This window comes from Brevibacterium sp. LS14 (genome assembly GCF_012027885.1).
GTDB classification, from domain to species: domain Bacteria; phylum Actinomycetota; class Actinomycetes; order Actinomycetales; family Brevibacteriaceae; genus Brevibacterium; species Brevibacterium casei.
In genome coordinates this window covers 201,997-225,490 of sequence record NZ_SJXG01000049.1, presented here as the reverse complement: position 1 = coordinate 225,490, position 23,494 = coordinate 201,997, and the positions used below count along the sequence as shown (strand labels likewise).

21 protein-coding genes are annotated in these 23,494 nt (G+C 67.1%); 7 read left to right on the top strand and 14 right to left on the bottom strand.

Annotated features, from left to right (window positions below; genetic code table 11):
• Window positions 1-22: 22 nt before the first annotated feature.
• Window positions 23-1,375 carry a glutamine synthetase family protein gene (locus tag EZE58_RS10425; RefSeq protein ID WP_223289923.1) on the bottom strand — a complete coding sequence of 451 codons (1,353 nt, stop codon included), beginning with the start codon at window positions 1,373-1,375 and terminating at the stop codon, window positions 23-25.
• A gap of 211 nt (window positions 1,376-1,586) precedes the next feature.
• Here EZE58_RS10425 and EZE58_RS10420 point away from each other — a divergent pair, with 211 nt between their 5' ends.
• Window positions 1,587-2,504, top strand: a complete 918-nt coding sequence (locus tag EZE58_RS10420) for a MurR/RpiR family transcriptional regulator (RefSeq protein ID WP_063248894.1) — start codon at window positions 1,587-1,589, stop codon at window positions 2,502-2,504.
• Window positions 2,505-2,596: 92 nt separating this feature from the next.
• Here the strand turns inward: EZE58_RS10420 and EZE58_RS10415 are convergent, their stop codons facing one another.
• From EZE58_RS10415 to EZE58_RS10385, 7 genes are all read right to left on the bottom strand, one after another.
• Window positions 2,597-4,831 carry an arginine/lysine/ornithine decarboxylase gene (locus EZE58_RS10415; protein WP_063248895.1) on the bottom strand — a complete coding sequence of 745 codons (2,235 nt, stop codon included), beginning with the start codon at window positions 4,829-4,831 and terminating at the stop codon, window positions 2,597-2,599.
• 92 nt (window positions 4,832-4,923) lie between these two features.
• On the bottom strand, window positions 4,924-6,243 hold the full coding sequence (locus EZE58_RS10410; RefSeq protein WP_063248896.1) for an aspartate aminotransferase family protein: 1,320 nt from the start codon (window positions 6,241-6,243) through the stop codon (window positions 4,924-4,926).
• Window positions 6,243-7,679, bottom strand: a complete 1,437-nt coding sequence (locus EZE58_RS10405; RefSeq protein WP_063248897.1) for an APC family permease — start codon at window positions 7,677-7,679, stop codon at window positions 6,243-6,245. The genes EZE58_RS10410 and EZE58_RS10405 overlap by 1 nt, the downstream gene beginning before the upstream one ends.
• A gap of 260 nt (window positions 7,680-7,939) precedes the next feature.
• Window positions 7,940-8,419 (bottom strand): DoxX family protein, encoded by a 480-nt coding sequence (locus EZE58_RS10400; protein WP_063248898.1) that lies wholly within the window; start codon window positions 8,417-8,419, stop codon window positions 7,940-7,942.
• 109 nt (window positions 8,420-8,528) lie between these two features.
• Entirely contained in the window at window positions 8,529-9,095 is a 567-nt protein-coding gene (locus EZE58_RS10395; RefSeq protein WP_063248899.1) for an NADPH-dependent FMN reductase, read from the bottom strand.
• Complete coding sequence (locus EZE58_RS10390) at window positions 9,095-10,183, bottom strand: LLM class flavin-dependent oxidoreductase (RefSeq protein WP_346773182.1); 1,089 nt, start codon at window positions 10,181-10,183, stop codon at window positions 9,095-9,097. The genes EZE58_RS10395 and EZE58_RS10390 overlap by 1 nt, the downstream gene beginning before the upstream one ends.
• Window positions 10,184-10,291: 108 nt before the next feature.
• Window positions 10,292-10,744, bottom strand: a complete 453-nt coding sequence (locus EZE58_RS10385) for a MarR family transcriptional regulator (protein ID WP_167560495.1) — start codon at window positions 10,742-10,744, stop codon at window positions 10,292-10,294.
• A gap of 257 nt (window positions 10,745-11,001) precedes the next feature.
• Between EZE58_RS10385 and EZE58_RS10380 the strand changes: the two genes are divergently transcribed.
• The 3 genes from EZE58_RS10380 to EZE58_RS10370 are packed head-to-tail and all read left to right on the top strand — an operon-like array spanning window position 11,002 to window position 13,686.
• The gene (locus tag EZE58_RS10380; protein WP_063248902.1) at window positions 11,002-11,541 is read left to right on the top strand and encodes a MogA/MoaB family molybdenum cofactor biosynthesis protein; all 540 of its coding nucleotides are present in this window, start codon (window positions 11,002-11,004) and stop codon (window positions 11,539-11,541) included.
• Window position 11,542: 1 nt separating this feature from the next.
• Complete coding sequence (locus tag EZE58_RS10375) at window positions 11,543-12,535, top strand: formate dehydrogenase accessory sulfurtransferase FdhD (protein ID WP_063248903.1); 993 nt, start codon at window positions 11,543-11,545, stop codon at window positions 12,533-12,535.
• A gap of 59 nt (window positions 12,536-12,594) precedes the next feature.
• Window positions 12,595-13,686, top strand: a complete 1,092-nt coding sequence (locus EZE58_RS10370; protein WP_197464160.1) for an aminotransferase class V-fold PLP-dependent enzyme — start codon at window positions 12,595-12,597, stop codon at window positions 13,684-13,686.
• Between the two features lie 153 nt (window positions 13,687-13,839).
• On the opposite strand, the gene EZE58_RS10365 is transcribed toward EZE58_RS10370, so the two are convergent.
• Complete coding sequence (locus EZE58_RS10365) at window positions 13,840-14,892, bottom strand: alcohol dehydrogenase catalytic domain-containing protein (RefSeq protein WP_167560493.1); 1,053 nt, start codon at window positions 14,890-14,892, stop codon at window positions 13,840-13,842.
• A gap of 295 nt (window positions 14,893-15,187) precedes the next feature.
• Between EZE58_RS10365 and EZE58_RS10360 the strand changes: the two genes are divergently transcribed.
• Window positions 15,188-16,546, top strand: a complete 1,359-nt coding sequence (locus EZE58_RS10360; protein WP_167560491.1) for a DUF2252 domain-containing protein — start codon at window positions 15,188-15,190, stop codon at window positions 16,544-16,546.
• A gap of 44 nt (window positions 16,547-16,590) precedes the next feature.
• Window positions 16,591-16,950: a hypothetical protein gene (locus EZE58_RS10355; RefSeq protein ID WP_009376349.1), complete on the top strand. Its 360-nt coding sequence runs from the start codon at window positions 16,591-16,593 to the stop codon at window positions 16,948-16,950.
• Window positions 16,951-16,960: 10 nt separating this feature from the next.
• Here EZE58_RS10355 and EZE58_RS10350 read toward each other — a convergent pair whose 3' ends face one another.
• The 5 genes from EZE58_RS10350 to EZE58_RS10330 form a co-directional block, all read right to left on the bottom strand.
• A complete protein-coding gene (locus tag EZE58_RS10350) occupies window positions 16,961-18,136 on the bottom strand; it encodes an MFS transporter (protein WP_009376347.1) in 1,176 nt (391 codons plus the stop codon).
• A gap of 72 nt (window positions 18,137-18,208) precedes the next feature.
• On the bottom strand, window positions 18,209-19,051 hold the full coding sequence (locus tag EZE58_RS10345) for a glycerophosphodiester phosphodiesterase (protein ID WP_100227394.1): 843 nt from the start codon (window positions 19,049-19,051) through the stop codon (window positions 18,209-18,211).
• 25 nt (window positions 19,052-19,076) lie between these two features.
• Window positions 19,077-19,745: a DUF308 domain-containing protein gene (locus EZE58_RS10340; RefSeq protein WP_009376343.1), complete on the bottom strand. Its 669-nt coding sequence runs from the start codon at window positions 19,743-19,745 to the stop codon at window positions 19,077-19,079.
• 173 nt (window positions 19,746-19,918) lie between these two features.
• Window positions 19,919-21,046: a magnesium and cobalt transport protein CorA gene (locus tag EZE58_RS10335; protein ID WP_081590957.1), complete on the bottom strand. Its 1,128-nt coding sequence runs from the start codon at window positions 21,044-21,046 to the stop codon at window positions 19,919-19,921.
• A 56-nt stretch (window positions 21,047-21,102) separates the two neighbouring features.
• Window positions 21,103-22,107: a glycosyltransferase family 2 protein gene (locus EZE58_RS10330; protein ID WP_009376339.1), complete on the bottom strand. Its 1,005-nt coding sequence runs from the start codon at window positions 22,105-22,107 to the stop codon at window positions 21,103-21,105.
• 140 nt (window positions 22,108-22,247) lie between these two features.
• Between EZE58_RS10330 and EZE58_RS10325 the strand changes: the two genes are divergently transcribed.
• Entirely contained in the window at window positions 22,248-23,492 is a 1,245-nt protein-coding gene (locus tag EZE58_RS10325; protein WP_164672026.1) for a CDP-glycerol glycerophosphotransferase family protein, read from the top strand.
• The last annotated feature ends 2 nt before the right edge of the window (window positions 23,493-23,494 follow it).

The following is a 23,494-nucleotide window of genomic DNA, read 5'->3' as shown; positions in this document are numbered from 1 at the left end:
GTCGAAGTGCACGCCGGCGTCCTCAGTAGAACTTCCGGTAGGCGGCGCACTGCTGTGAGGGTTCGAGGTCGCCGAACTCGGCGATCTCCGCACGCTTGACGGCCAGGTAGGTCGCCAGCAGCTCGGGATGGAACCACTCACGGACCACATCATCGGACTCGAGGCGGTCGATGGCCTCGCGGAGGGACGTCGGAAGCTGACCCTCGGCGCTGACGGCGGCATCGGGGTCACCGACGACCACCTCGGCGGGTTCGAGATCCTGCCGCAGTCCCTCCATGCCGGCCTTGAGCAGGATGCCCAGCAGAAGGTACGGGTTGGCTCCGATGTCGCCGCCGCGGAACTCGAAATGCAGCTGCGGGCGAGGGTCTGCTCCGCCGATCTCGTTCGTGGGCACGATCCGCAGCAGCGCCTCACGATTCTGCAGGCCGAGGAACGACGCGGCCGTCGACCAGTTGTGTGGGCGCAGCCGCTGGTAGGACACGACGAGAGGCGCGAAGATCGCGGTCAGCGACGGGGCGTACTTGACGATTCCGGCGGCGAACTTCGCGGCCTTGACCGAGATCCGCCCGGGACGGTCGGCGTCGAAGACCAGAGTCTCGCCGTCGAGGTCGTTGAGGCCGAAATGGACGTGCACTCCCGAGCCTCCGTCGCCGGCGATCGGGACCGGGGTGAAGGTGACTTCCCTGTCGTGGCCGGCGAAGACCGCGGCGACGGTATCGCGGACGAGCACGGCACGGTCGGCCGCGGTGAGTGCCGGGGCCGGGGAGACGGTGAGCTCGAACTGGTTGGGAGCGTATTCGGGCAGCCAGTTCTCCGGCTGGGCACCCATCTCGGCCAGAGCGGCCATCGATTCCGAACCGATCGGTTCGAGGGCGCGGTGGGCCTGCAGGGAGAACGGCTGAGTCGGAGCAGTGTTGCCCAGATCGGTGAACTCGTGCTCGAAGGCGGCGTTGACCTGGATGCCGAACTCCTCCGACAGCTCTGCGATCGCCTGGCGGAGGAACGACCGAGCATCCCCGTGCCAGGGCGTGCCGTCGGTGTTGACCTGATCGGAGAACACGATGGTCAGCGGAGGCTGGCCGGGAATGAGGGTCGTCCGCACGGCGGAGTCGAAGTCGGGAAGCAGGCGAAGGTCGCCGGAGGAGTCGAAGGGGATATCGTCGGTGATGTGACCACTGGGGCCGATGCCGAGGTTGGCCGGAACCCATCCCACCGACGTCGAGGTCTTCAGCGATTCTGCGCGAACCGCACGGCCTCGGGTGTGTGCGGAGAGGTCGGATGTGGCGAGGAAGACGAGTTCGCCGGGACCGGGCCGCACGCTCTCGTGCAGCCACTCATGGCAGTCCAGGTCGGCGGAAGTGGGTTCAGTGCTCACGGTGTGACTCCTTGTCCGAACGTCGGTGTTCGCTCGTGGCTGGCGGGCTGGAATCGCAGGACGGTCTGAGGCGATCCCAGTTATGTAATGAAGAATATCAAATTAGGCGATATGGTCAATATCTGTAATTAAAATTTCAGAAAGTCCTTCTCCCGCCTCGTGACCGCGTGCGAACACAGTACAGTCGGGGGAGAGACAGAGAGGCGATGAGATGACACGCAAGGACGCGACCGCCGAGGACGAGCCGGACGTACAGGGTTCGCGAGGCGAGGACGGGCCGAGCCTGGCGGTGGGCCTGCGCGCCGCCATGTCGACCTTCACCCCGGCAGAGAAGAAGATCGCCCGTGCGATCCTCGCGTCCTATCCGTTCTCCGGACTTGAACCGATCTCGAGCCTCGCCGACTCCGCGGGAGTCAGCGCCCCATCCGTCGTCCGCTTCGCCCGGACGCTGGGATTCAACGGCTACCGGGAGTTCCAAGAGAGGCTGCGACAGGAGATCCGCGTGCGTGAGGAGTCGAACCTCTCGCAAGCCGAGACGCGCCCGCGCGGTCAGGAGCCGCAGTTCGACGCCGCACGATCCGCCTACCATGCGGGGATCGACCAGACCTTCGACTCGGTGATCGGGGACGACCTCGACAGTACCGTCAGACTGCTCGCGCAGACGAAGAGGTCGGTGGTCTTCCTCGGGGCAACGTACTCGGGGTTCATCGCGGACATCTTCCATGCCCAGCTGGCCCCGGCAAGGCCGGGCACGATGCGGCTGGCGGCGAATCCTCTCGTCGCAGCCGGGCAGCTCCTCGACCTCAAGCGAGGGGATATCGTCGTCGCCTTCGATGTCAGACGCTACGAACCCGGAGTCACGGACGTCGTGCGCACAGCCAAAGAGCTCGGCCTGACGACGATCGTGTTCACCGACCCCTGGATGTCTCCCGCTGCCGCCTTGGCCGACCACGTGCTCACCGCCGACGTCCGCGCAGCGGGTCCCTCGGACACGATGGTGCCGATGCTGGCACTCGTCGAAGCGGTGAGCGAACTCGTCGTGGTCGAACTCGGTCAGGCAGGGGTCGACCGTCTGGGACGACTCGACCCGCTGCGGCTCCGGCTCGGAGGCACAGCCAACCACGCGTGAGCGCCATCCCGGCACGAATGTGACCGGCAGCGGTCCTCGCGCGGCGGCCGTTGGTCCACGTAAAACCGCCACCGGTCAGACTGCCGTTGGCCTCAGCCCTCCTCGATGACGCAGGCCACCGTGTTCTCGCCGCCGGACGCGGCCGTCAGCCCATGGGTGATGCCGTTGAAGCCGGGGTAGCGGCGAGCCAGCTCGGCCTCCGCCTTGAGATACTCGACGATCTTCGGGCTCACTCGTTCCCCGGGCACGAGCAGCGGGATTCCGGGCGGGTAGGGCGTGAGCAGGACCGCGGAGATGCGTCCCTCGAGCTGCGAGATCCCCACATGCTCGATCTTCCCGCTGGTCATCGCCGCCCAGGCGTCGGTCGGCAGGAGAGCGACCGCAGGCTCCTCGAGGTAGATGTCCGTGGTGAGGTTCGCGAAGTCGTGTTCGCGATAGAGCTCGTGGAGCCGCTGGCAGAGATCCTTCAATCCCAAGCCCGCATACTGCGGTGACTCCGCGACGAACTCCGGCATGATCTCGTCGATGCGGACGTTGCTGTCGACGGCACTCTTGAATCGGTGGAGTTCGGCGATGAGCGTGTTCCACCGTCCCTTCGTGACTCCGATCGTGAAGAGGATGAAGAGTGAGTAGAGGCCGGTCTTCTCGACGACGACACCGTGTTCGGCGAGGTACTTCGAGAGCACCAGGCCGGGGATGCCGAAGTCGCCGAATTCGCCGTCGATGCTCAACCCCGGAGTCGTCAGGGTGACCTTGATCGGGTCGAGCATGGCGAAGTCCTCGCCGATCTCGCCGAACCCGTGCCAGTTGTCGGAGGCACTCAGCTGCCATTCGGCGCGTTCCGCCAGTCCCTCTCGCGGAGGAGTGTCCGGTCCCCAGACACCGAACCACCAGTCCGAGTCGGCACGCTCATCACCGATGCGGATGATGGCCCGACGGAACTCCATCGCCTCGGTGATGGTCTCTTCGACGAGAGCATGCCCGCCGGGCCCGCGCATCATCTCCGCGGACACATCGCAGCTGGCGATGATCGAGTACTGCGGACTCGTCGACGTGTGCATGAGGTAGGCCTCGTTGAAGATGTCGCGGTCGAGCTCGGTCTCTTCGGAGTTCTGGACGAGGATCTGTGAGGCCTGCGAGAGACCGGCTAGGAGTTTGTGCGTCGACTGCGTGGCGTAGACCAGCGACTTCTGCGTCTTCGCGGTCCGCTCATCGACGCCGTGCATGCCCCGGTAGAGCTCGTGGAACCGGGCATGCGGGAGCCAGGCCTCGTCGAAGTGGAGGACGTCGACGTATCCGTCGAGGGTCGACTTGATCTCCTCGGCGTTGTAGACGACCCCGTCATAGGTGCTCTGGGTCAGGGTGAGGATGCGCGGGGTCACGCTCTTATCGGTGATGGCAGGGTGGGACCGGATCTTCTCCGCGATGGACTCGGGGGAGAACTCGCTGCGGGGGATCGGGCCGATGATCCCCGCACGGTTCCGGGTCGGCCAGAGGTAGATCGGAATCGCTCCGGTGAGGATGATCGCGTGGAGGATCGACTTGTGGCAGTTGCGGTCGACGAGAACGACATCGCCGGCGCTCACGGCAGAGTTCCAGACCACCTTGTTCGAGGTGGAGGTGCCGTTGGTGACGAAGAACAGGTGGTCGGCGCCGAAGGTCTCGGCGGCCCTGGCCTCGGACTCCGCCACGGGGCCCGTGTGGTCGAGGAGCTGGCCGAGCTCTTCGACAGCGTTGCACACGTCCGAGCGGAGCATGTTCTCACCGAAGAACTGGTGGAAGACCGTACCAGCCGGTGACTTGAGGAATGCGGTGCCTCCCGAATGCCCGGGGCAGTGCCAGGAGTAGGCGCCGTCGTTCGAGTAGTCCATCAGGGCCTTGAAGAAGGGCGGTGCCAGGCGTTCGACATAGCGGGTGGCCTCCCGGTGAATGACCTTCGCGACGAACTCGGGGGTGTCCTCATAGGCGTTGATGACGCCTTCGATCTCGGCGAGGACCTCCGTTGGAAGGCTGCGTGCCGTGAGGCTCTCTCCGTAGAGGAACACCGGGACATCGGCGCTCTGGGAGCGGATCTGCCCGAGCAGTTCGCGCAGTGCATCCGACGAATTCTCCGCGCCCGTCGCGGCGTGGCCGGTGATCCGGTCGACAACGATGAGCAGGCCCGACTTGTCATTGAGGAGCCGGGCCGATTGGAACGGCGTGATCTCGGTGACGGCGGTGCCCAAGGCGGTCAGTGCCCGCTTGACCGCCTCCAGAGGATCGGCATGGTCGGTGTCGGCAGCGCTGTGGTCGGAGACGACGGCGAGCGTGAAATCATTCTGGCTCATGGGGTTCCTTCGCTGTGGGTCGGAAATCACTGGAGGTCGGTGCTCTGCGGGTGCAAGGGGTACGTCGATCGGGGTGTGGCAGGCGGGCTTCGTCACCAGCCGGCGAACCGGTCGAGCACCTCGGCGGGCACTCGCCCGGACACGGCATCGTCGAGGGCGCCCAGGATGATCTCGATGCCGCGGTCGAGGTCGTCCGGGGTGATCGGCAGCGGTGGGCTGATCTCAAGAACATTGTCTCGCACAACGTAGACGACGGCACCGAGTTCCCAGGCCCGGTAGATCGTCAGCGCGGCCAGCTGCCCATCATCAAGTGGTGACCCTTCCGGGGCACGGAGCTCGACGCCGAGGAGGAGCCCACGCCCGCGGACCTCGACGATGGACTCGGCCCCCGCACGGTCGGTGCCGCGGTAGTCGGCGATGCGCTCACGGGCACGGGATCCGAGTGAGTCGACCGCCTCGGCGAGGGCCGGATCGGTGGCAAGACCGAGGACAGCCTCGGCGGCCGCCGCACAGATCGGGGCACCGGCATTGGTCAGCAGCGCCGAGGCGGGGGCGACGTCGAGGACGGCTTCGGGGCCGACGGCCGCCGAGATCGGCAGACCGCCGCCCAGGGACTTGCCCAGGGTGACGATGTCGGGCCGGATGTCCGAGGTCTCGAAGGCGAAGAGCGATCCGGTTCTGCTCAGTCCCGCCTTGACCTCGTCGAGGATGAGCAGCGTGTCCGTGGCGTCGCAGAGTTCGCGCAGCATCGGAAGGAAGCCGGCGTCGGGCACCCGGACTCCGCCGTCGCACTGGATGGCTTCGGTGATGACCGCGGCGACCGTGCATGATTCCAGCGCCTCGGTCAGCTGCGGGCGCAGCTCACTCAGCGCCGCCTCGGTGAGGGGGTAGTCGAAGACGAGTGACCCGGGACCGGGGGACTCGGTGATGCCGGAGACGTCGCGGGAGGTGCCGAAGCCGCCGTGGTAGCTGCCGGAGAAGGAGACGATGGTGGGTCGCCCAGTGGCGCGACGGGCAGCCTCGACGGCGGCCGTGTTCGCGTCGCTGCCGCTCAGTCCGAGGTAAGCCCGTTCGGGGTGCTTCACCGGCACCGTGTTCACCAGCCGTTCGGCCAGCTCGGTGGTGCCGGTGACCGCGGCGGACAGCGCGGAGGAGCCCGCGCCGGTGAGAGCGGCACGGTGGACCGCCTCGGCGATGGTGGGGTTTCCATGCCCGAAGGCCGAAGCGGTCCAACTGGCCGAGAGGTCGATGAGCTCCCGGCCCGAGGCGGTGCGCAGCCTCGCACCGGATCCTCCGGAGACGACCAGAGGGAAGAAGCGCAGATTCTGGATATGGGCCAGCGCGGACTGGTCGCGGGCGTAGGCGGCTTCCTCGGTGGCGCGCTGTTCGGGGGTGAGTTCGGCGATGTCCATCAGTCGATGTCCTCCGCGGTGAGGCGGGAGCCGATGCGCTGTGCGAGGGCCGGGCGGCTGATGACGATGATCAGACCGATGAGGCACCAGAGGCCGACGGCCCAGGGGAAGTACGTGTACGGGGCTTCCTGGCCGGTGACCTGGATGACGTAGACGAACACGAGGTAGACGAGGCCGAGGGCGGGGATGATGATCTCCCATTTCGGGATCCCCGAGTTCGCTCGGAAGGTGTGCCGGATGACGCCGACGGAGGTCATGCCGTAGGCGACGACCATGCACAGGGTGCCCAGCGTCGCGTACCAGTAGTAGGCGTCGACGCTGGTGGCGCCGAAGACCCCGAGTCCGAGCGTCATCAGGGTGGTGAGGACGATGACGGTGGTCACCGAGGTGGTCGGGACCTTGCTCACGGGGTGCTGGCGGGCCAGTGCGGAGGGTCCGAATCCGTCGCGGGCGAGGGCGAAGAGGAGCCGGGAGGCGGCGGCCGAGGAGCTGAGGAAGGCGCCGAAGGCGACGAAGAAAGCGACGACGGAGATGAGCACGGCGAACCAGGTGCCGATGTAGGTCGCCGACAGGCTGGTCAGGGTGGATGCGGCGGTGGCGAAGGCTTCGACGCCGGCCGCGTCCGTGCCGAACCCGATGGTCTGGGCGAACATGACGAAGACGTAGACGATGCCGCCGATGATGACGGCCATGAGCAGCGAGCGCGGGATGATGCGCTTGGGTTCGGCGGTCTCTTCGCTCATGGACGATCCCGATTCGAATCCTGCCCAGGAGAGGAAGCCGAACACCGAGGCGGTCATGATTCCCGACAGCGCATTGTCGCCGGGAGTGAGCACGCTGAGGTCGATGCCGGTGCTGACCGGGGCGTGGCCGGTGCCGACGCGGGCGATGATGACGATCGAGAGGATGATCATGGCGGCGATGCCGACGAAGCCGATGCCCAGCAGCGTTCGGGCCACCGTCGCGGATTCGCGGAGGTTGAGTGCCAAGGCGATCACCCCGACAACGAGGGCAACGATCATCCACATCCCGGGAGCCATCGTGATGCCGATCTCCGAGAGCATCGCCTCGAAGAAGACGGCGCAGGCACCGAGGATGCAGGCGGCGAAGAAGATGTAGGTGCCCAGGAGGGCGAAGCCGCCGAAGAATCCGGCGCGCGGTCCCAGGGTGATTCCGGCCAGGGCATAGACGGAGCCTGCGTGAGTGATCTTGCGCAGCAGCCTGATGAAGCCGTAGGCGACGAACAGGGTGCCGATGAAGGAGACGAGGAAGGTGAACGGGACGGCCTTGCCGACGAGGCCGGCGACCCCGATGCCGTTCAGCGCCATCGCCATGACCGGGCCCATGAACCCGATCGAGATGGCGGTGACTTCCCAGGTGTGCAGGGGCCTCTTCAGTGATGTGCCGGCTTCTTTGCCGGGCTTCGTGTCTTCCACGGTTCGTCCGTTCTTCCAGGCGAATGTAATTTCAGTTACACAATAGGTCATTGATTCCAGAAATGTAACCACAATTTTCGGTGGATTTTTAACTGCCGGGGCGGCGTGGATGCTTGGTGGCCGTGATTGACGTCCGGGTCCGCTCCGTTATGGAATCATCCATCACGGAGCGGACCCGGAATGAGTCCTGCGAGTCGGTGGGTTCGCAGAAGTGCGACCTGCTGAGGCGGGAGACAGTCACCCGCCGAGGTGGTTGTGTCTCAGGCGTCAACCGCGACCGACCGTGCTCCCGCAGCCCGCTTACGACCCTTGCCCTTCTTCCCAGCGAAGAGGAAGCAATCGATGCTGAACCGGCCCGGTCCCGCGGCGGCGATGAGCAGTGTGCCTGCGGCCAGGGCTGCGACGAGTTCCCAGCCGCCCTGATCGACGAACGGGGTCGGCGTGAGGTGGACGATCACCAGAGCCCCGATGACGTTTGCGGCCAGGAGGATGCCGACGATGGGGGTCAGCGCACCGAGGATGAGCAGCGCGCCGCCGATGAGTTCGACGAAGGTCGCGAAAGGTGCGGCGATGTCCGGGAGTGGCACTCCCATCTGCGAGAACGAGTCCGTTGTTCCGGCGATGGTCCACTCGTTGAACTTCTGCCAGCCGTGGGCGATGAAGATGGCGCCGAGGGTGATTCGGGCGATGGCGGTGATGATGTCGCGGGCGATGGTCGGAAATCCGGTCGTTGCGTACATGCTGAACTCCAAGGTTGGTTGAAAGTGCAACCACACGTTATTGGGTGAACATGACAACGTACTGAGAACCGACCATTCGGTCGCCTGCGACAATCCTGGGACTGGCCGTTCAGAACCCGTAGGCGGCTTCCTTCTCCTCACGGATTGCCGCGTAGGTCTTCGTCAGCACGATCGTGTCCTCGACGAGGCGGTCGAGGCGGGCGATGACATCCTCGCTGACGATCTGACCGCGGTGCAGATCGCGCTCCTCGACGAATACGTACGGGGAGACGACCTGCGCCTTCATGTAGGTGAGGATCGGCAGGAGGTGCTGCTGCGGGATCAGGTAGTGCTTCGCCGAACCCGCCGTGGCGATCGCGGCCACGACCTTGTCGCGGAAGGCGTTGACGGGCAGCAGGTCGAAGACGTTCTTCAGGCTCGCTGGGATCGAGGCCTGGAAGATCGGCGTGCCGATGACGATCGCATCGGCGTCCATGAGCGCCGCGGTCACCCGCCCGGTGTCACCGGAGTATTCGGTGAAGTTCCGGCCGTCGGAGAAGACCATGTCCGCCTCGGCGAGGTCGATGAGCGTGACCTCGATATCGGGATCCTGCGCCATAACCGCCTGCGCGACGTAGTCCATCACCGTGCGCGTCTTCGTTCCGACATTCGAGCCGGAGAGGACGACGACCTTCATCAGGCAGCCTCCTTAGTCGCGGTGTACTTCTTCACGGCCGGAATGATCTCCGAGCCGATGGTCTCGATCTGCTTCATCACCCGTTCATACGGCATCCCGCCGAAGTCGATCTGGCCGAGGTAGCGCTGATGTCCGAAGACCTCGTGCTGATGGAGGATCTTCTCGACGACCTGCTGCGGGCTGCCGATGTTGACGATGCTCGCCGGGTCGACGCTCTGGGCGAAGAGCTGCTTGGGCATGCCTTGCCCGTTCGTGCGCTTCATCCCCTCGTTGATGTGCGGGTAGAGCCCCTGCAGCGCCTCCTGCGAGGTCGGCGCCGTGTAGAGGAAACCGGCCGTGGCGATCGGCAGACCGGCAGGATCGAAGCCGGCGTGACGTGCCGCCTGCCGGTAGGCATCGACGGTGGGTTTGAACGACGAGGTGGTCCCGCCGAGGTGGGCCATCACCATGGGTACACCCGCCAGTCCCGCCTTGACCGCGCTCGCCGGCGCACCGCCGACCGCACGCCAGATCGGCAGCGGGTTCTGCTCGGGGCGGGGGAGGACCTCGGCGTTGTTGAGCGGGGCGCGGAACTGCCCGGACCACGTCACCGATTCCTCACGGTTGATCGTGTTGAGCAGGTCGAACTTCTCCTCGAAGAGCTCCTCGTAGTCGCGCAGATCGTAGCCGAGCAGGTCGAAGAGGCCCACCCGCGAGGCCCGGCCGGCGACGAGTTCGGCGCGGCCCTCGGAGAGGTGGTCGAGGGTGGCGAAGTTCTCGAACACGCGCACGGGGTCCGAGGTGCTGAGGATCGTCGAGGTGCTGCCGATGCGGATGGTCGACGTCGCCTGGGCGATCGCGCCGAGGATGACGGCGTGGGCCTGGGAGGCGAAGTACTGCTGATGGCTCTCGCCGACGCTGAAGAAGTCGAAGCCCGCCTCCTCTGCGGCCTGGGCGTAAGCGACGAATTCGCGGATGCGCTCGCCGGCGCTGACGCGAGAGCCGTCGGCGGGGTTCGGCAGATGGTCGCCGAGGGTGTACATGCCGAACTGCAGGCCCTGGCTGGGGTCGAAGTTCAGCTCGTTCATGAGGTTCCTGGACTCGGGCACGGTGCCTCCTTGAGTGCCGATGACATTATCGTTTGTCATGGCAACTGATAATCGCGGAGGATTATTCCCGGCGGAGGTCAGCGCTCCTCGGCGGCGGCGACAGTGCGGTCACCGGTCCTCGGCGGCGGCACCGCGGCGCTCGACGCTGCGTTCGTAGAGCTTCTTCATCAGCGCGTGGAGTTCGATCCGCTCGTCCTCGCTCAGGGCCTCGTCGAACATCGACGACTGGAGGGCGAGCTGGCTCGGGAACGCCTCTTCGAGGACGGCGCGGCCCTTGTCGGTGAGCGAGATGTACTTCGTCTTCCAGTCCTGTCGGCGTGAGATCAGCCCGTCGCGTTCGAGCCGGGAGAGCATCCGTGAGATCCCGCCGCCGCTGACCGTGAGCCGCTCGGCGAGGTCGGACTGGGTGATCGGCTGGTAGGCGCGGATGTTCGCCAGGGCCTCGAACTGGCCGATCGTGAGGTCGAAGCGGCGGAGGTGGTCGTTCGAGATCTGGTTGCTGTTCTGGACGAATCTCACCATGCGCAGCCAGGTGAGTGTGCTAAGCGTCAGGTCGTCCATCGTCCCTCCCGGTCTCCGCGCCGGGCCCTCCTGCCGCGGCGCTGCCTCTCACTGTACTGATCAGCCACTGTACTGATGCGCCACTGTGCTCATCAGCCCGACCGCACTCATCAGCCCGACGGTGCTCATCGGCCAGATGATGTTGACCGGCGCGACCGTGCGCGGAGGGCGCCGTCTCTGACCACCCCCTTCGATGTCCGCCCGACATGGGACAATGGGCGCGGAGTCCATGAGTGTCGTGAGCAGGGAGTTCGAGGATGACCACCACAGAGCCGACCGTCGACCGCCTCGGCGAGGGCCGATCGGCCGCCGTCGTCATCGCCTCCACCTCGGCGGCACGGGGTGAGGCGGCGGACACGACGGGACCGATCCTCGTCGACTGGCTGCGGGGGCGCGGGTACGACTGCCCCGACCCGATCGTCGTCCGTGACGGTGAACCCGTCGGTGAGGCTCTGCGGGAGCTTCTCCTCACCCCCGCCGAGGCGGCCCGCCCCCGCATCGTCGTCACCTCCGGAGGCACGGGGCTGGCCCCCGACGACCGCACCCCGGAGTTCACCGCCGAACTCCTCGAGCGGCAGTCGCCGGGGCTCATCTATGCGATGTGGCGCAAAGGGCTCGAATCGACGTCGTCTGCGGTGATGAGCAGGGGCGTCGCCGGTGTGCGGGGACGCACCTTCGTCATCAACTTCCCCGGCTCGAAGGGCGGGGTCCGCGACGGGATCACCGTCATCGACGACCTCCTCGAGCACATCCAGACCTCGGTCGAGGACACGACCGATCACGGTCCGAGGGTCTGAGATGCAGCAGCGCAAGGCCGTCCGGGCCCGCGTCCACCGCTTCGATGCCACCGGTGAGATCAAGGTCGGTCCCGATTCGCTCGCGGGAGAGGAGCCGCTCGAGGTCAACCTCGACGGCGAGCAGTTCTCCGTGACGATGCGCACCCCCGGCAACGACGTCGAACTCGTCTCCGGATACCTCCTGTCCGAGGGAGTGATCACCTCAATGGCCGACATCGCGGAGATCGACTTCTCGACCGGGCTCGCCCCCGACGGTTCGCGGAACTACAACGTCGCCGGCGTGCGACTGCGACCCGGTGTGTGGAACGCGGCCGCCGCGCCCGCCCGGTCCGTCTACACGTCCTCGTCGTGCGGGATCTGCGGAACCGCGGCCATCGACGCGGTGACGAAGCCCTCGGCCTACCCGCTCATCCCGCTCCTCGGCGTCGGGGGAGACCAGGCAGCCGGCACCGGCACGGCCCCTGCGGAAGGCGGTGGCCCCGACGCGGAACCGGAGGCACGTGGTGGCGGCATTGCGGTCCCGAGCGATGCCCCGCACCTCGACGAGGACGGTGACATCGTCTTCCCACCGCTGCTCTCCCCGGCGCGCGTGGGCGAACTGCCCGACCGCCTCCGCGAGGGGCAGGCCGTGTTCGAGAAGACCGGGGGAGTCCACGCCGCCGCCCTCTTCGCCGTCGGCGACGATCCCGACGCCGAACCCGAACTGCTCGTCACCCGTGAGGACGTCGGACGCCACAACGCCGTCGACAAGGTCATCGGCTGGGCGATGGCCGAGCGCGGGCTGCCGCTGTCTCGCACCGTCCTCCAGGTCTCGGCCCGAGCGTCGTTTGAACTCGTCCAGAAGTCGGCGATGGCGGGCATCCCGATGATGTCGGCCGTCAGCGCCCCCTCCGCGCTCGCCTTCGACTACGGGCGCACGAGCGGAGTCACCGTCATCGGCTTCAACCGGGGCGGCCGCTTCAATGTCTACTCCCACCCCGAGCGCATCGCCTGAGCAGGGACGACACCTGCGGGCCTGGTCCGGCGTCCGTGCCGGGTGCTAGGTTCGCAGACATGGGCAACGACGACGACGTCACCGAGGTGGGACCGCTGACCCTCACCGAGGCGCAGCGGCAGTGGGACGTCGAGCCCGGATACCTCGACACGACCTCCTACGGACCCCCGCCTCGGCGGGCGTGGGACGACCTGCAGGTCTCCCTCGACGCGTGGCGGCGGGGGACGACGCCGTGGCGGACCTGGGTCGCATCGGTCGAGCGGTCGAGGGAGCTCTTCGCCGCGCTCGTCCACGCCCGCCCCGCGGACGTCGCGACCGGTGCCGCCGTCTCCCAGCTCCTCGTCCCGGTGGCTCAGACGCTTCCCGACGGGGCGCGGGTCCTCGTCCCCGACGTCGAGTTCACCTCGGGGATCTTCCCCTTCGCAGTCCACGCCGACCGCGGGGTCGAGGTGCGCACGGCTCCCGTGTCCGACCTCGCCGAGGCGGTCACCGCGGACACGGATCTCATCAGCGTCTCCGCTGCCCAGTCCTCGACGGGGGAGGTCGCCGACCTCGCCGCGATCACGCGTCGGGCCCGGGAGGTCGGGGCGATCGTCGTCGTCGATGCGACGCAGGCCGCCGGCTGGCTTCCGCTCGACGCCTCCGAGGCCGACTTCCTCGTCGCCGCGGCCTACAAGTGGCTGTGCGCACCGCGGGGGACGGCGTTCCTCGCCATCCACCCCGAGCTGCAGGCCAGGCACGAGGAGTATGCGGTCCGGCTCAAGCCGCTCGCCGCCGGCTGGTTCGCCGGTGAGGGCGACGCGGTGTACGGGATGCCGCTGCGTCTGGCCGAGGATGCCCGCGCCTTCGACATCTCCCCGGCCTGGCACAGCTGGGTGGGGACGGCTCCCGCTCTCGAAACGCTTCTCGCGGTCGGGGTCGAGACCATCCATGACCACGATGTGGGGCTCGCGAACGCCTTCCGCACGGGGATCGGGTTGGAGGAGTCGGATTCGGCGATCGTCTCCGTCGATCTGCCGGAGGGGGCGCTCTCGCGCCTGCGGGCCGCGGGCGTCCGGTTCTCCGTCATGGCCGGACGGGCGCGCTTCGCCTTCCACCTCTACACCACCGACGCCGACGTCGCGACGGCGCTGGAGGCCGTGAGGGGGTGAGGGCCATGCGCGGATGAGGGCCGTGAATGGATGAGGGCCTGCGCGAGTGAGGGCCGGGCACGGGTGAGGCGAGGAGGCGGCTCGCACTGAGTGGGCGGACCAGCCGACGCTGAGGGACCAGCAGACGCAGAGAGCTCAGCTCACGCGGCGGGCTCAGCTCACGCGGAGGGCGATCTTCGTTCCGCTGCCCGCATGGAGGCGGTGGATCGCCTCGACGGCGTCATCGAGGTCCATCTCCTCGGTCCACCCCGTCGTGTCGTACTCACCGGCCGCCATCCGATTGATGACCCCGTCGAAGTCCTCAGGCGTGTAGCCGACCGAGCCGATGAGCTCGAACTCGCCCATCATCATCGCCGAAGGCTGGATCTCAAATCCCTGCTCGTGCGGGGACTGGAGGATCACGCGACCGCCGGGCGCAAGGTTGTCCAGGCCCGAGGACAGGGCCGCCGGCACGCCGGCCGCGTCATAGACGATGTCGACGCCGTCGCCGTCGGTGCGCTCCGAGATCGCGGCACTGAGGTCCTCTGTCGTCGGGTCGATGACCTCGGCCCCGAGCGCTGCGATCTTCGCCCTGCGGTCCGCACTCGGCTCGGACACGAGGATGTCGGTGACGCCGTGGGCGCGGAAGGCGTACCAGGCGCCGATGCCGATCGGCCCCGCGCCGGCGATGAGCGCGGTCTCGCCGGCCTGGGCGCGGCTGCGGTCCACGCCGTGCCAGGCGACCGTCATCGGTTCGACGAGGGAGGCGGTCCTCAGGTCGACGGTCTCGGGCACCCGGTGGAACTGGGAGGCGTCCACCGTCACGAACTCCGACATCCCGCCGCCGTCGGCGTTCGCGCCGGTCGACGCCATGAGACGGCAGCTCGTCGGACGGCCCTTGCGGCAGGCGACGCACTCACCGCAGCTGTAGGCGATGGGGAAGACCGCCCCGCGGTCGCCGACCTCGATGCCGGTGACGCCCTCTCCGACCTCGACGACCGTCCCGGAGAACTCGTGGCCGAGGGTCTGGGGCAGGTGCGCACCGGTGACGGGATGCGGGCTGAAGACGTCGATGGGAAGGGCTTCGGGGGCGAAGTACATGTGGACGTCGCTGCCGCAGATGCCGACATAGGCGTTCTTCAGCTTGATCTGGCCGGGACCGACCGTCGGCTCGGCGACGTCGTCGATGCGCAGGTCCTCTTTGCCGTGGAGGCGGACTGCCTTCATGGGTGCTCCTTGTTCTCTGGGGTCGTTCGCTGGTGTCGTGGGGAGACTCTCCGGAATGGTGCGGAGTCCAGGGGTGTGCTGTCTTCAACGATCCTGGTCGGAGGCATGCTGCGACAACCGCCGAATGCGGCGGAATCCCCTCCCGCCTTCCGCCGAATGCGCGGGCGGCACGGCGGCGGCGCTGTCAGGTCCGACCGCCTCGGCGAAGGAAGAGCGCTTGGGGACGACCCGCGCGCGGCTTGGTCGCATTACGATGAGGCGACAGGTTCCGCACTGAGCGAACGAGGTGGATGAGATGGACGCGTCGAACGGTCGGGCCCTGCGGAAGTCGACTCCGCGCTCACGGCATGCCGAGGTCGATCTGCCGCCCGATCGTGATCCGGTCGGGGTGATCTGCCGGCAGAACGAGTCGCGGCTGCCTGACCTGCTCGGCATCAGAACCCAGCGGCTCGCCGAATCGCCGTTCAGCTACTTCCGAGGTGCGGCCGCGCAGATGGCCGTCGACCTCGCCGCCGGGGTGACGACCGGCCCCGTCGTCCTCTCCAGCGGGGACGCGCACGTGGGCAACTTCGGCTTCTTCGCCTCGAAGGAGCGCTCCCTCATCTTCGACCTCAACGACTTCGACGAAGCCGAGTTCGCGCCGTTCGAATGGGATGTCAAGCGACTGGCCGCCTCGGCGTTCCTCAGTGCGCAGGTCCACGGCCTCGGTGAGGAGGCAGGGCGCAGGGCGGCATTCGCCGCGGTCAAGGGCTACCAGTATCGAATGGGTGCCCAGATGGCCGTGACTGCGCTCGATCGCTTCTATTCGATCGTCGACTCGGACACGCTGCTGGCGGCGATCAGCGGCGAGCATCACCACACAGCGACGAAGAAGGCGATGAAGAAGGCGCGCAGCCGCACGGGTGAGAAGGCGCTGAAGAAATTCGCCACGGAGTCCTCGGATTCGGGGCTGCGCATCGTCGACCAGCCGCCGCTGACCCGTCATCTCGATGACCCGTCGATCGATGTCGAGAAGCTCTTCGCCGAGTATCGGAGGACCGCGCGCACCGACGTCGCGGTGCTCCTCGAGCAGTTCGAGGTGGCGGATTCGGTGCTGCGCGTCGTCGGGGTCGGCAGCGTCGGCACGCGCTGCTTCCTCGTCCTCGTCACCGGGCCCGACGGTGAACCGCTGCTGCTCCAGGTCAAGGAGGCGCAGGAGTCGGTCGTCTCGGCGTTCGGCGGTCAGCCGAAGTTCTCCGATCACCCCGAGGGGCAGAGGATCACCTCGGAGGGCGAACGGGTCGTCCGAGCCCAGCTCGTCCTCCAGTCGGTCTCCGACCCGTTCCTCGGGTGGACGACATTCCGGGGCAGCGGCTACTACTGGCGCCAGTTCCGCGATATGAAGGGCAGCTACGATCTGGCCGCGCTCACTGCCCCGCAGCTCGAGGCATACTCCCGACTGTGCGGCGAGGTCCTTGCCCGGGCGCATTCGCAGTCACCGGGAGCTCGGCTCATCGCCGAGTATCTCGGGACGTCGGACACCTTCGCGACCGCCGTGGCTGTGTGGGCGGAGAAGTACGCCGAGGTGGTCACCGCGGACCACGGACTCCTCGTCGAGGCGGCGAAGAGCGGGGAGTACCCCCTCCTTGGGGATCCTGGGGCACTCGACGGCTGATCCGGCGCTGGGACTTCCGGCCACCTCGGCGCATAATAGAACGTATGAACGAATATCGGGCGCCGAAGTGGCTGACGACGTATCAGGACTTCAAGACCCTGTGCTCGGCGGTGTCGGGGGAGTACATCCGCTTCTACCTCACGACCGGGTGCGATGCAGTGACGTACACGCATTCGCAGAACACGCGCGGTCTGCCCCGCTATTCGTGCCTGCTCACTGCCGAGGACGGTGCGACTCTGCTCCTCGAGCTCAACGACTGGATCGGGCGGATGGGCGAGGTGTCAGCGACCGTGCGGGCGTGGCTGGCGGCCAACGCCAGCCTCCGCGGCTGTCGGCCGAACAAGTCGCACTACGCCGGTGATGGCTACTGGCGACGGCAGTGGCAGCAGGCCAACCCGTGGTGACCGAGGACCCTCACGCCCGCCTGTGCCCTTCGTAGGCACGACGGCTGAGGACGACGGCGACGGTGAGGGCGAGGCCGACGGTCGCGGTGACGGCGAAGAGCGGGCGCCATTCGCCGTGCTCGCCGAGGAGTCCTCCGGCCCAGGCGCCGAAGGCGCTGCCGGCGAAGAGGAAGCCGGCGAAGAGCGAGACGACCGTGCCGCGCACCTGCGGGAGCACCGAGGTCGACCAGGTCTGGAGCGAGGAGTGGAGGAACGACCAGGTCGCGCCGAGAAGGAAGGCGGCGATGATGACCGTGGCGATCGAGAGGCGGAGGGTGAGCAGGACGAAGGCGAGGACGGTCGCGGACCCGCCGATCACCATTAGCCCGGGCATGGGCAGGCGCCGGGACAGGGGCCGGACCATGCGCGTGGTGACGATGACGCCGACGCCGTAGGCGGCGGTGGCGAGACCGGCGACGGCGGCGCCGACGCCGAGGGACTGCAGGGCCGGTGCGAGCAGGGTGAGGACGCCGAGGACGGCCGCCCCCTCGACGAACACGAGCACGATGACGACGCGCACCCAGCGATCGCCGAGAGCGGTGCGGAGGGTCTGGAGGATCCCGGTTCGGCTCTCGCGGTGGGATTCGGGCACGCGGGAGAGCCCGATGACGGAGAGCACGGCGAGTGCTGCGGGGACTGCGAAGGCGACGCGCCAGTCGACGACGTCGGCGAGGATGCCCGCCAGCGCCGTGGCGAGGGCCGTGCCGAGGGCGATGGCGGCCATGAGGTCGGCCAGCGCCGACTGTCGGTGGTCCTCGTCGACGGTGTCGCCGACGTAGGTGAGCGAGGTCGGGACGATGGCGCCGTAGAACGCACCGCCGAGCGTGCGGGCGATGATGAGGACCGTCAGGGTCGGGGCGAGGGCCGCGACGACGCCGACGACCGCGGCGGCGACGAGGGCCAGTCGCATGAGTCGGATCCGGCCCACCCGGTCGGAGAGTATGCCCCAGACAGGCTGGCTGACGCCGTAGGCGAGGAAGTAGGCACTCGCGATGACCAGGGCCTGGGAGAGGGAGACGCCGAGATCGGCGGCCACGAGCACGAGCAGCGGGCTGACCGCGAACCGATCGAAGCTGCTGACGAACGCGGCGAGGGAGACCGCCACCGGCGGGCGGGTCGGGGTCAACGGGGCGTCGGCGTCGCTCACGAGTCCTCACTGTACTCGCGGGCGACGCGGCTGTTCGCGTCAGGATCCCGCGGCGTCGGATGGGCTCAGCGCTCAGCCGTCCCAAGGGTCGTCGGTGAACCAGCCCGAGACTCCGTCGGGCAGCACCGCGACATCCTCGGCGGTCTTCAATCCGTACGGCGCCACTTTGAGTCCCGCTCGTGTCAGGGCGGTGACGTCGCCGGCAGGCAGATCGCGGTTGGGCCCGACCCAGTCGATGCCGGCCTCGACGATCTGCGAAGGAGACTCCTCAGGCAGCTCGCCGCCGAAGAGGAAGAGCGAGGTGTAGCCGCGCTCGGCCACCGTCGCAGCCGCTTCGAAGTCGAAGGATTGGACGATGAGCGAGTCCTGAAGCCCGCGGTCGTCGAACTCGTCGAGGACATCGTCGACCTCCGCCGAGGTTGCTCCCGGTTTGATCTCGGGTACGAGGACGACATCTCCTCCGAGCTCGTCGAGAAGCTCCTCGAGCGTCACGGTCTGCGCTGGAGGTCCACCGGTCGGACTGGTGATCGTTGCGGAATCCCACTCCTTTCGGGAGAGGTCGCGGATGTCTCCGGTCGCACCGTCCAATGTGCGGTCGGCGGTGTCGTCGTGGATGAGGACGGGGGTGCCGTCGCGAAGGAACTGGATGTCCATCTCGGGAAGGTAGCCATCCCTCGCCGAGGCGGTGAACCCTTCCATGGATTCTTCCGGATAGACGAGCGCCCCGCCTCGGTGAGAGATCGTCACCGGATAGGACAGAGACGTGACACTCGATGGCGCCGCGAATTCACCCGTCGGAGACGAGTCGGATGACGATGCCGGTGAGGGGGTGCATCCGGTGGCGATGGCCCCGATCAGGCAGACGGCTGCTGCGGCGAAGGTTCTCTGCCTGCGACGGAGGACCTTCGGACTCATGATTCCTGTCATGCGATGGTGCGCCTCAGCCGTTCATCGCGCGCTTGGCCTGCGAACGGGCCGTGAACGCCATGACGATGAGGAAGATGCCGAAGACGATGACGTAGACGCCGACGATCCACAGCAGAGCGGTGACCGCCGCAGCGGGTGAGGTGAAGACGACGATCATGACGATGATCGCGAAGATGATGTCGAGGACGCCGAGGAGCTTCGACCATCCCCGGAACGCCTTGGACGCGAGTGTGAAGATGCCGCGGACGAGCATGCCGAAGGCCATGAGCCAGAGGATGACGATCCCGGAGGCGAGGGCGAAGGCGAGCGGGGCGATGAAGATCGCGATGCCGGCGACGATGTAGACGATGCCGGCGGTCAGCTCCCAACCCCACGACAGGCCCTGCTTCCGCGCCGTGTTCGCGTTGACGATCGTGAGGATGCCGTCGACGACGAGCCACGCGCCGATCCAGATCCCGACGACGATGGCCACCGCCTCGGGGGCGGCGAAAATGAGCAGTCCGAAGAGGACGGCGAGGATGCCGCGCAGGAGCACGACCCAGAACACTCCGCGACCGAGGTCGGTTAGGAGCGAACGGGTGGAATCCAATGGGTCGGGTCTGCCTGCGGCGGGTTCGGATCCCGGTGTCGGGTTCGCGCCGGGGAGATCGGAGGATTCGGGGCTGTTCGGGGAGGTGGTCATCACGGCTCCTAGGGTTCGGGGAAGTGCTGAGGTGAGACCATTGTCATCCCTGCAGGCTCCCTTTGCAAGGAACACTGACCACTGACTGCCAACGGGAAGGACGGAACTTTCAGCGGAAAGGGCAGGTCACAGCGCGGAGAACTGCCGAAGGCGCCGAGGTCGCTGCGGCCGTCTCACATCCACTTCTTCTTGCGGAACACCGTGTAGAGCGTGACGCTGAGGCCGATCATGAGGAGGATCGCCATCGGGTAGCCGAAGGCCCAATGGAGTTCGGGCATGTTGTCGAAGTTCATCCCGTAGACCGCACCGATGAGTGAGGGGGCGAAGAGGATCGCCGCCCACCCGGAGATCTTCTTCATGTCCTCGTTCTGCCTCTGCGCGACCAGCGTCGCGTTGACGTTGAGGATCTGGGACAGGGATTCGCGCAGTTCGCCGGCCTCGGCGAGGACACGGGTGAGGTGGTCGACGACATCGTCGAGGTAGGCCCGCAGGGCCTCGGGGATCGCATACTTCGCGGCGCCGTTGCCCAGAGCCTGGGTGAGCCTGTTGAGGTGTGTCGTCGCGTGGAGGACGTCTATGACCTCTTCGCTCAGTCGGTAGATGCGCTCGGCGGCAGCCGGGTCGCCGCTGAAGACCTGGCGCTCGATGCCGTCCTTGTCGTTCTGGAGCCCGTCGATGACGGGGAAGTACCCGTCGACGACACCGTCGAGGAGCCGGTAGACCAGAGCCTCAGGGCCGAGTGAGAGCAGCTTGCGATCGGACTTCCCGATGAAGTCGACCTCGGAGAAGTGCGCGACGAGCTCGCTCGTGTCCGAGGGGATGGGTTGGCCGTCGATGAAGCGCCCGTCCTGGCAGATGATGACGAGGTCGTTGCCCTTCATGAGGAGGTGGAACTCGTTGAAGTCGACTTCCTCCTCGGCGTCGAGGTAGAGCGCGGACTTGAGGACGACGAAGAGCACATCACCGTATCGGTCGACCTTCGGGCGCTGATCGGCGTGGAAGAGGTCCTCGACGAGGAGCGGGTGGAGGTCCCACGTGGTCGCGATCTCCGCCAGCAGCTCAGGAGTCGAATGCGGGACGATGACCTGCGTGATCGTTCCGGGCTGAGAGGGACCGTCGGACGCGCAGCTCGCGAGCGCCTCGGCGAAGCTCGTGGACACCGACACCTTCTGCGGCTCGCTGTCGACGATCTGACGACTGAGCAGCACCGGCGCCGAGGACTCCTGCGTGGTTCGCGGCTTTGCGGCCGGGCGCGGCAGACGGCCAATCGGGGGAGTGGGAAGTCGGCGTGTGGGTGCCATCGGGATCTCCTTGCTTTAGCTCACACCCCAAACTACTCGACGAGGTGCGGTGCCCGTCACCTGAGGAGCTGGCCGACGTTCTCCGCCATCTCACGGTCGTCGAGTTCCAGCGCCCTGAGCATAGTCCTCGATTTGAGGTTGAATTCGGCCGATGAGTCCCGCGCCCGTTCGGCGACCATGAGGCGACGAGCAGCCGCGATCGACCGATCCCGGTCCTCGGGTTCCCGGTGCCGTCGCATCTCCGTGGGGAGGTCGAACGAGAGCAGCCGGTGCCAGTACCGATCGCGAAGATAGTCCGCGAGGGGCAGGCCCTCGTCGACGGCGCGCGCCAGCACGTCGAAGGACTCGAACATGTAGGCATAGAACTCGTCGACGGGGAGCACATGACCTGTCAGGTGCGCCTGAGAGCCGGCCTCCGTCTTGTGCCGGACCCAGTGATAGCAGTCGACGTCGGCCTGCACCGCGACCCGGTCGGTGCGCGCATAGGCGGCCAGGGCGAACGGATGGTCCTCGGCCATGCGCAGTCGAGGATTGAACCGGTAGCCGATGGTGCGGGCGAATTCGGTGCGATACATCTTGAGGACGTTGAGCGAGTCGATGAGGGGCGTTCTGCGCGCGTCCGTCTGACTGAGCGTCTCGCGGAACATCACCTTGGGCACCCCGCGGTTGACACCGACGTACTTGCCGACGACGACGTCGGCTCGCCCCTCCCTGCCGAGCCCGGTCATCGACTCGATCGCCTCCGGGCCGAGGAAGTCGTCGACGTCGACGAAGTACGTCCACTTCCCCTTGGCCTGATCGAGGACCGCATTGCGGGGTTCGGCGGGGGTGCCCGAATTGGGCCTCCTCACCACGCTGCCGCGGAGGCGAAGGTCCTTGAGGAGACGGTCGGCGAGCTCAGCGGTGCCGTCGGTGGATCCGTCGTCGACGACGATGGTCTCGATGCGCCTGAGGTCGGCAGTTTGGTCCGCGATGCTCTGCAGGCACGTCGGGAGATATTGCTCCGCGTTGTAAGCGGGGATGCCGATCGTGACGTCGGGAGTGCGTGAGAAGAACGCCATGGGCAATCACTCCGGGTTCTGGGTTCGCGGTTCTGGTGGCGATGAGCCGATGGACAACTATACCGGCGGCAAGCCCCGCGCCGCGTCGTCTCCGAACTGTCTGACCACCGTTCTCGGATTGTCCAGGCACAATGGTCTCCATGCCTTCGCTCTCCACAGCCTCGATGCGGCGCAAGTGGCAGGTCGTCTCCAGAACTGCACGGATCGGACGCGATCTCATCAGCAGTCGGTACGAGGAGTCCCGCCTTCCCGGCGGGTTCCGGCCGAACGCCGACGACGCCTTCGTCGCAGCCGCCTACTTCTCGTCGGATGTCCATTCGATGTACCAGCTCGAACAGTGGCTGTGGCCCTTCGAGCAGCTGCGCGATGCTCTCATCGGTGAGGGAGCCGGCGATGCCCCTTTCGGGATCCTCACCCGGGACGCCCGCGTCGCTCGGCACATCGCCTCGCTCACCGACCTGCCCGTGCGCTTCTCCCGCCTCACCGCGGGCCTCGAGGCGTTCTTCTCGACTCCGGACCTGAGCGCGGTGTTCTACGTCAACCAGGCCACGGCGAACTTTCAGGCACTGCGGTTCCCGGCGCCTGCCCACGTGCATCTCAGCCATGGCGAGAGCGAGAAGATCTCGATGATCTCCAACCAGCTCAAAGCCTACGACTACGTCTTCACCGCAGGTCAGGCAGCCCGCGATCGCATCACTTCGACCCTGCACGGGATCGACTCCGAGGTTCTCATCGATGTCGGTCGCCCCCAGCTCGACCGTGCGTTCAGCGTCCCGGAGGCGTGGCAGAGGTTCGCCGCCGAGGCGCCTGCCGGACCGACGGTCTTCTACGCCCCGACGTGGGAGGGTGATTCGCCGAGCATGAGCTACGGAACGATGGCGACGACCGGGGCCCCGGCGGTCGCCGAGCTCCTCGACGCGGGCTACCGGGTGATCCTTCGGACACATCCGCGCACCGGTCTTCTGCGCAGTGATTTCGCACGTGCGCTGGAGTCAGTGCGCGAGCAGGTCGATGCCCACCCCCGTGGATTCGTCGATACGAGTTCCGACGTCTCGTGGCAGCTCGACGCCGCCGACGTCGCCGTCGCCGAGATGTCGTCTGTGGCGTTCGACTGGCTCGCAACCGAGAAACCGCTGGTGATGATCGCTCCGACCGACTCGCGAGCCGAGGTGCTGCGCAACGGACTCATCGATCGGGCAGTGAACTGGGAGTCCGCGAGTGGGGTCTCCCTGGTCGACCGGCTCGCCGACGCCGCCGACCGTGATTCAGGCTCGTTGAGCGCGCACTACCTCGGCGATACGAGCCCGGGATCGCAGATCGAGCGGTTCATCACCGCCGCACGGCACGTGGTGGCGGCTCGGCGGGGTGTGCTCGGCGACGGCTGAGC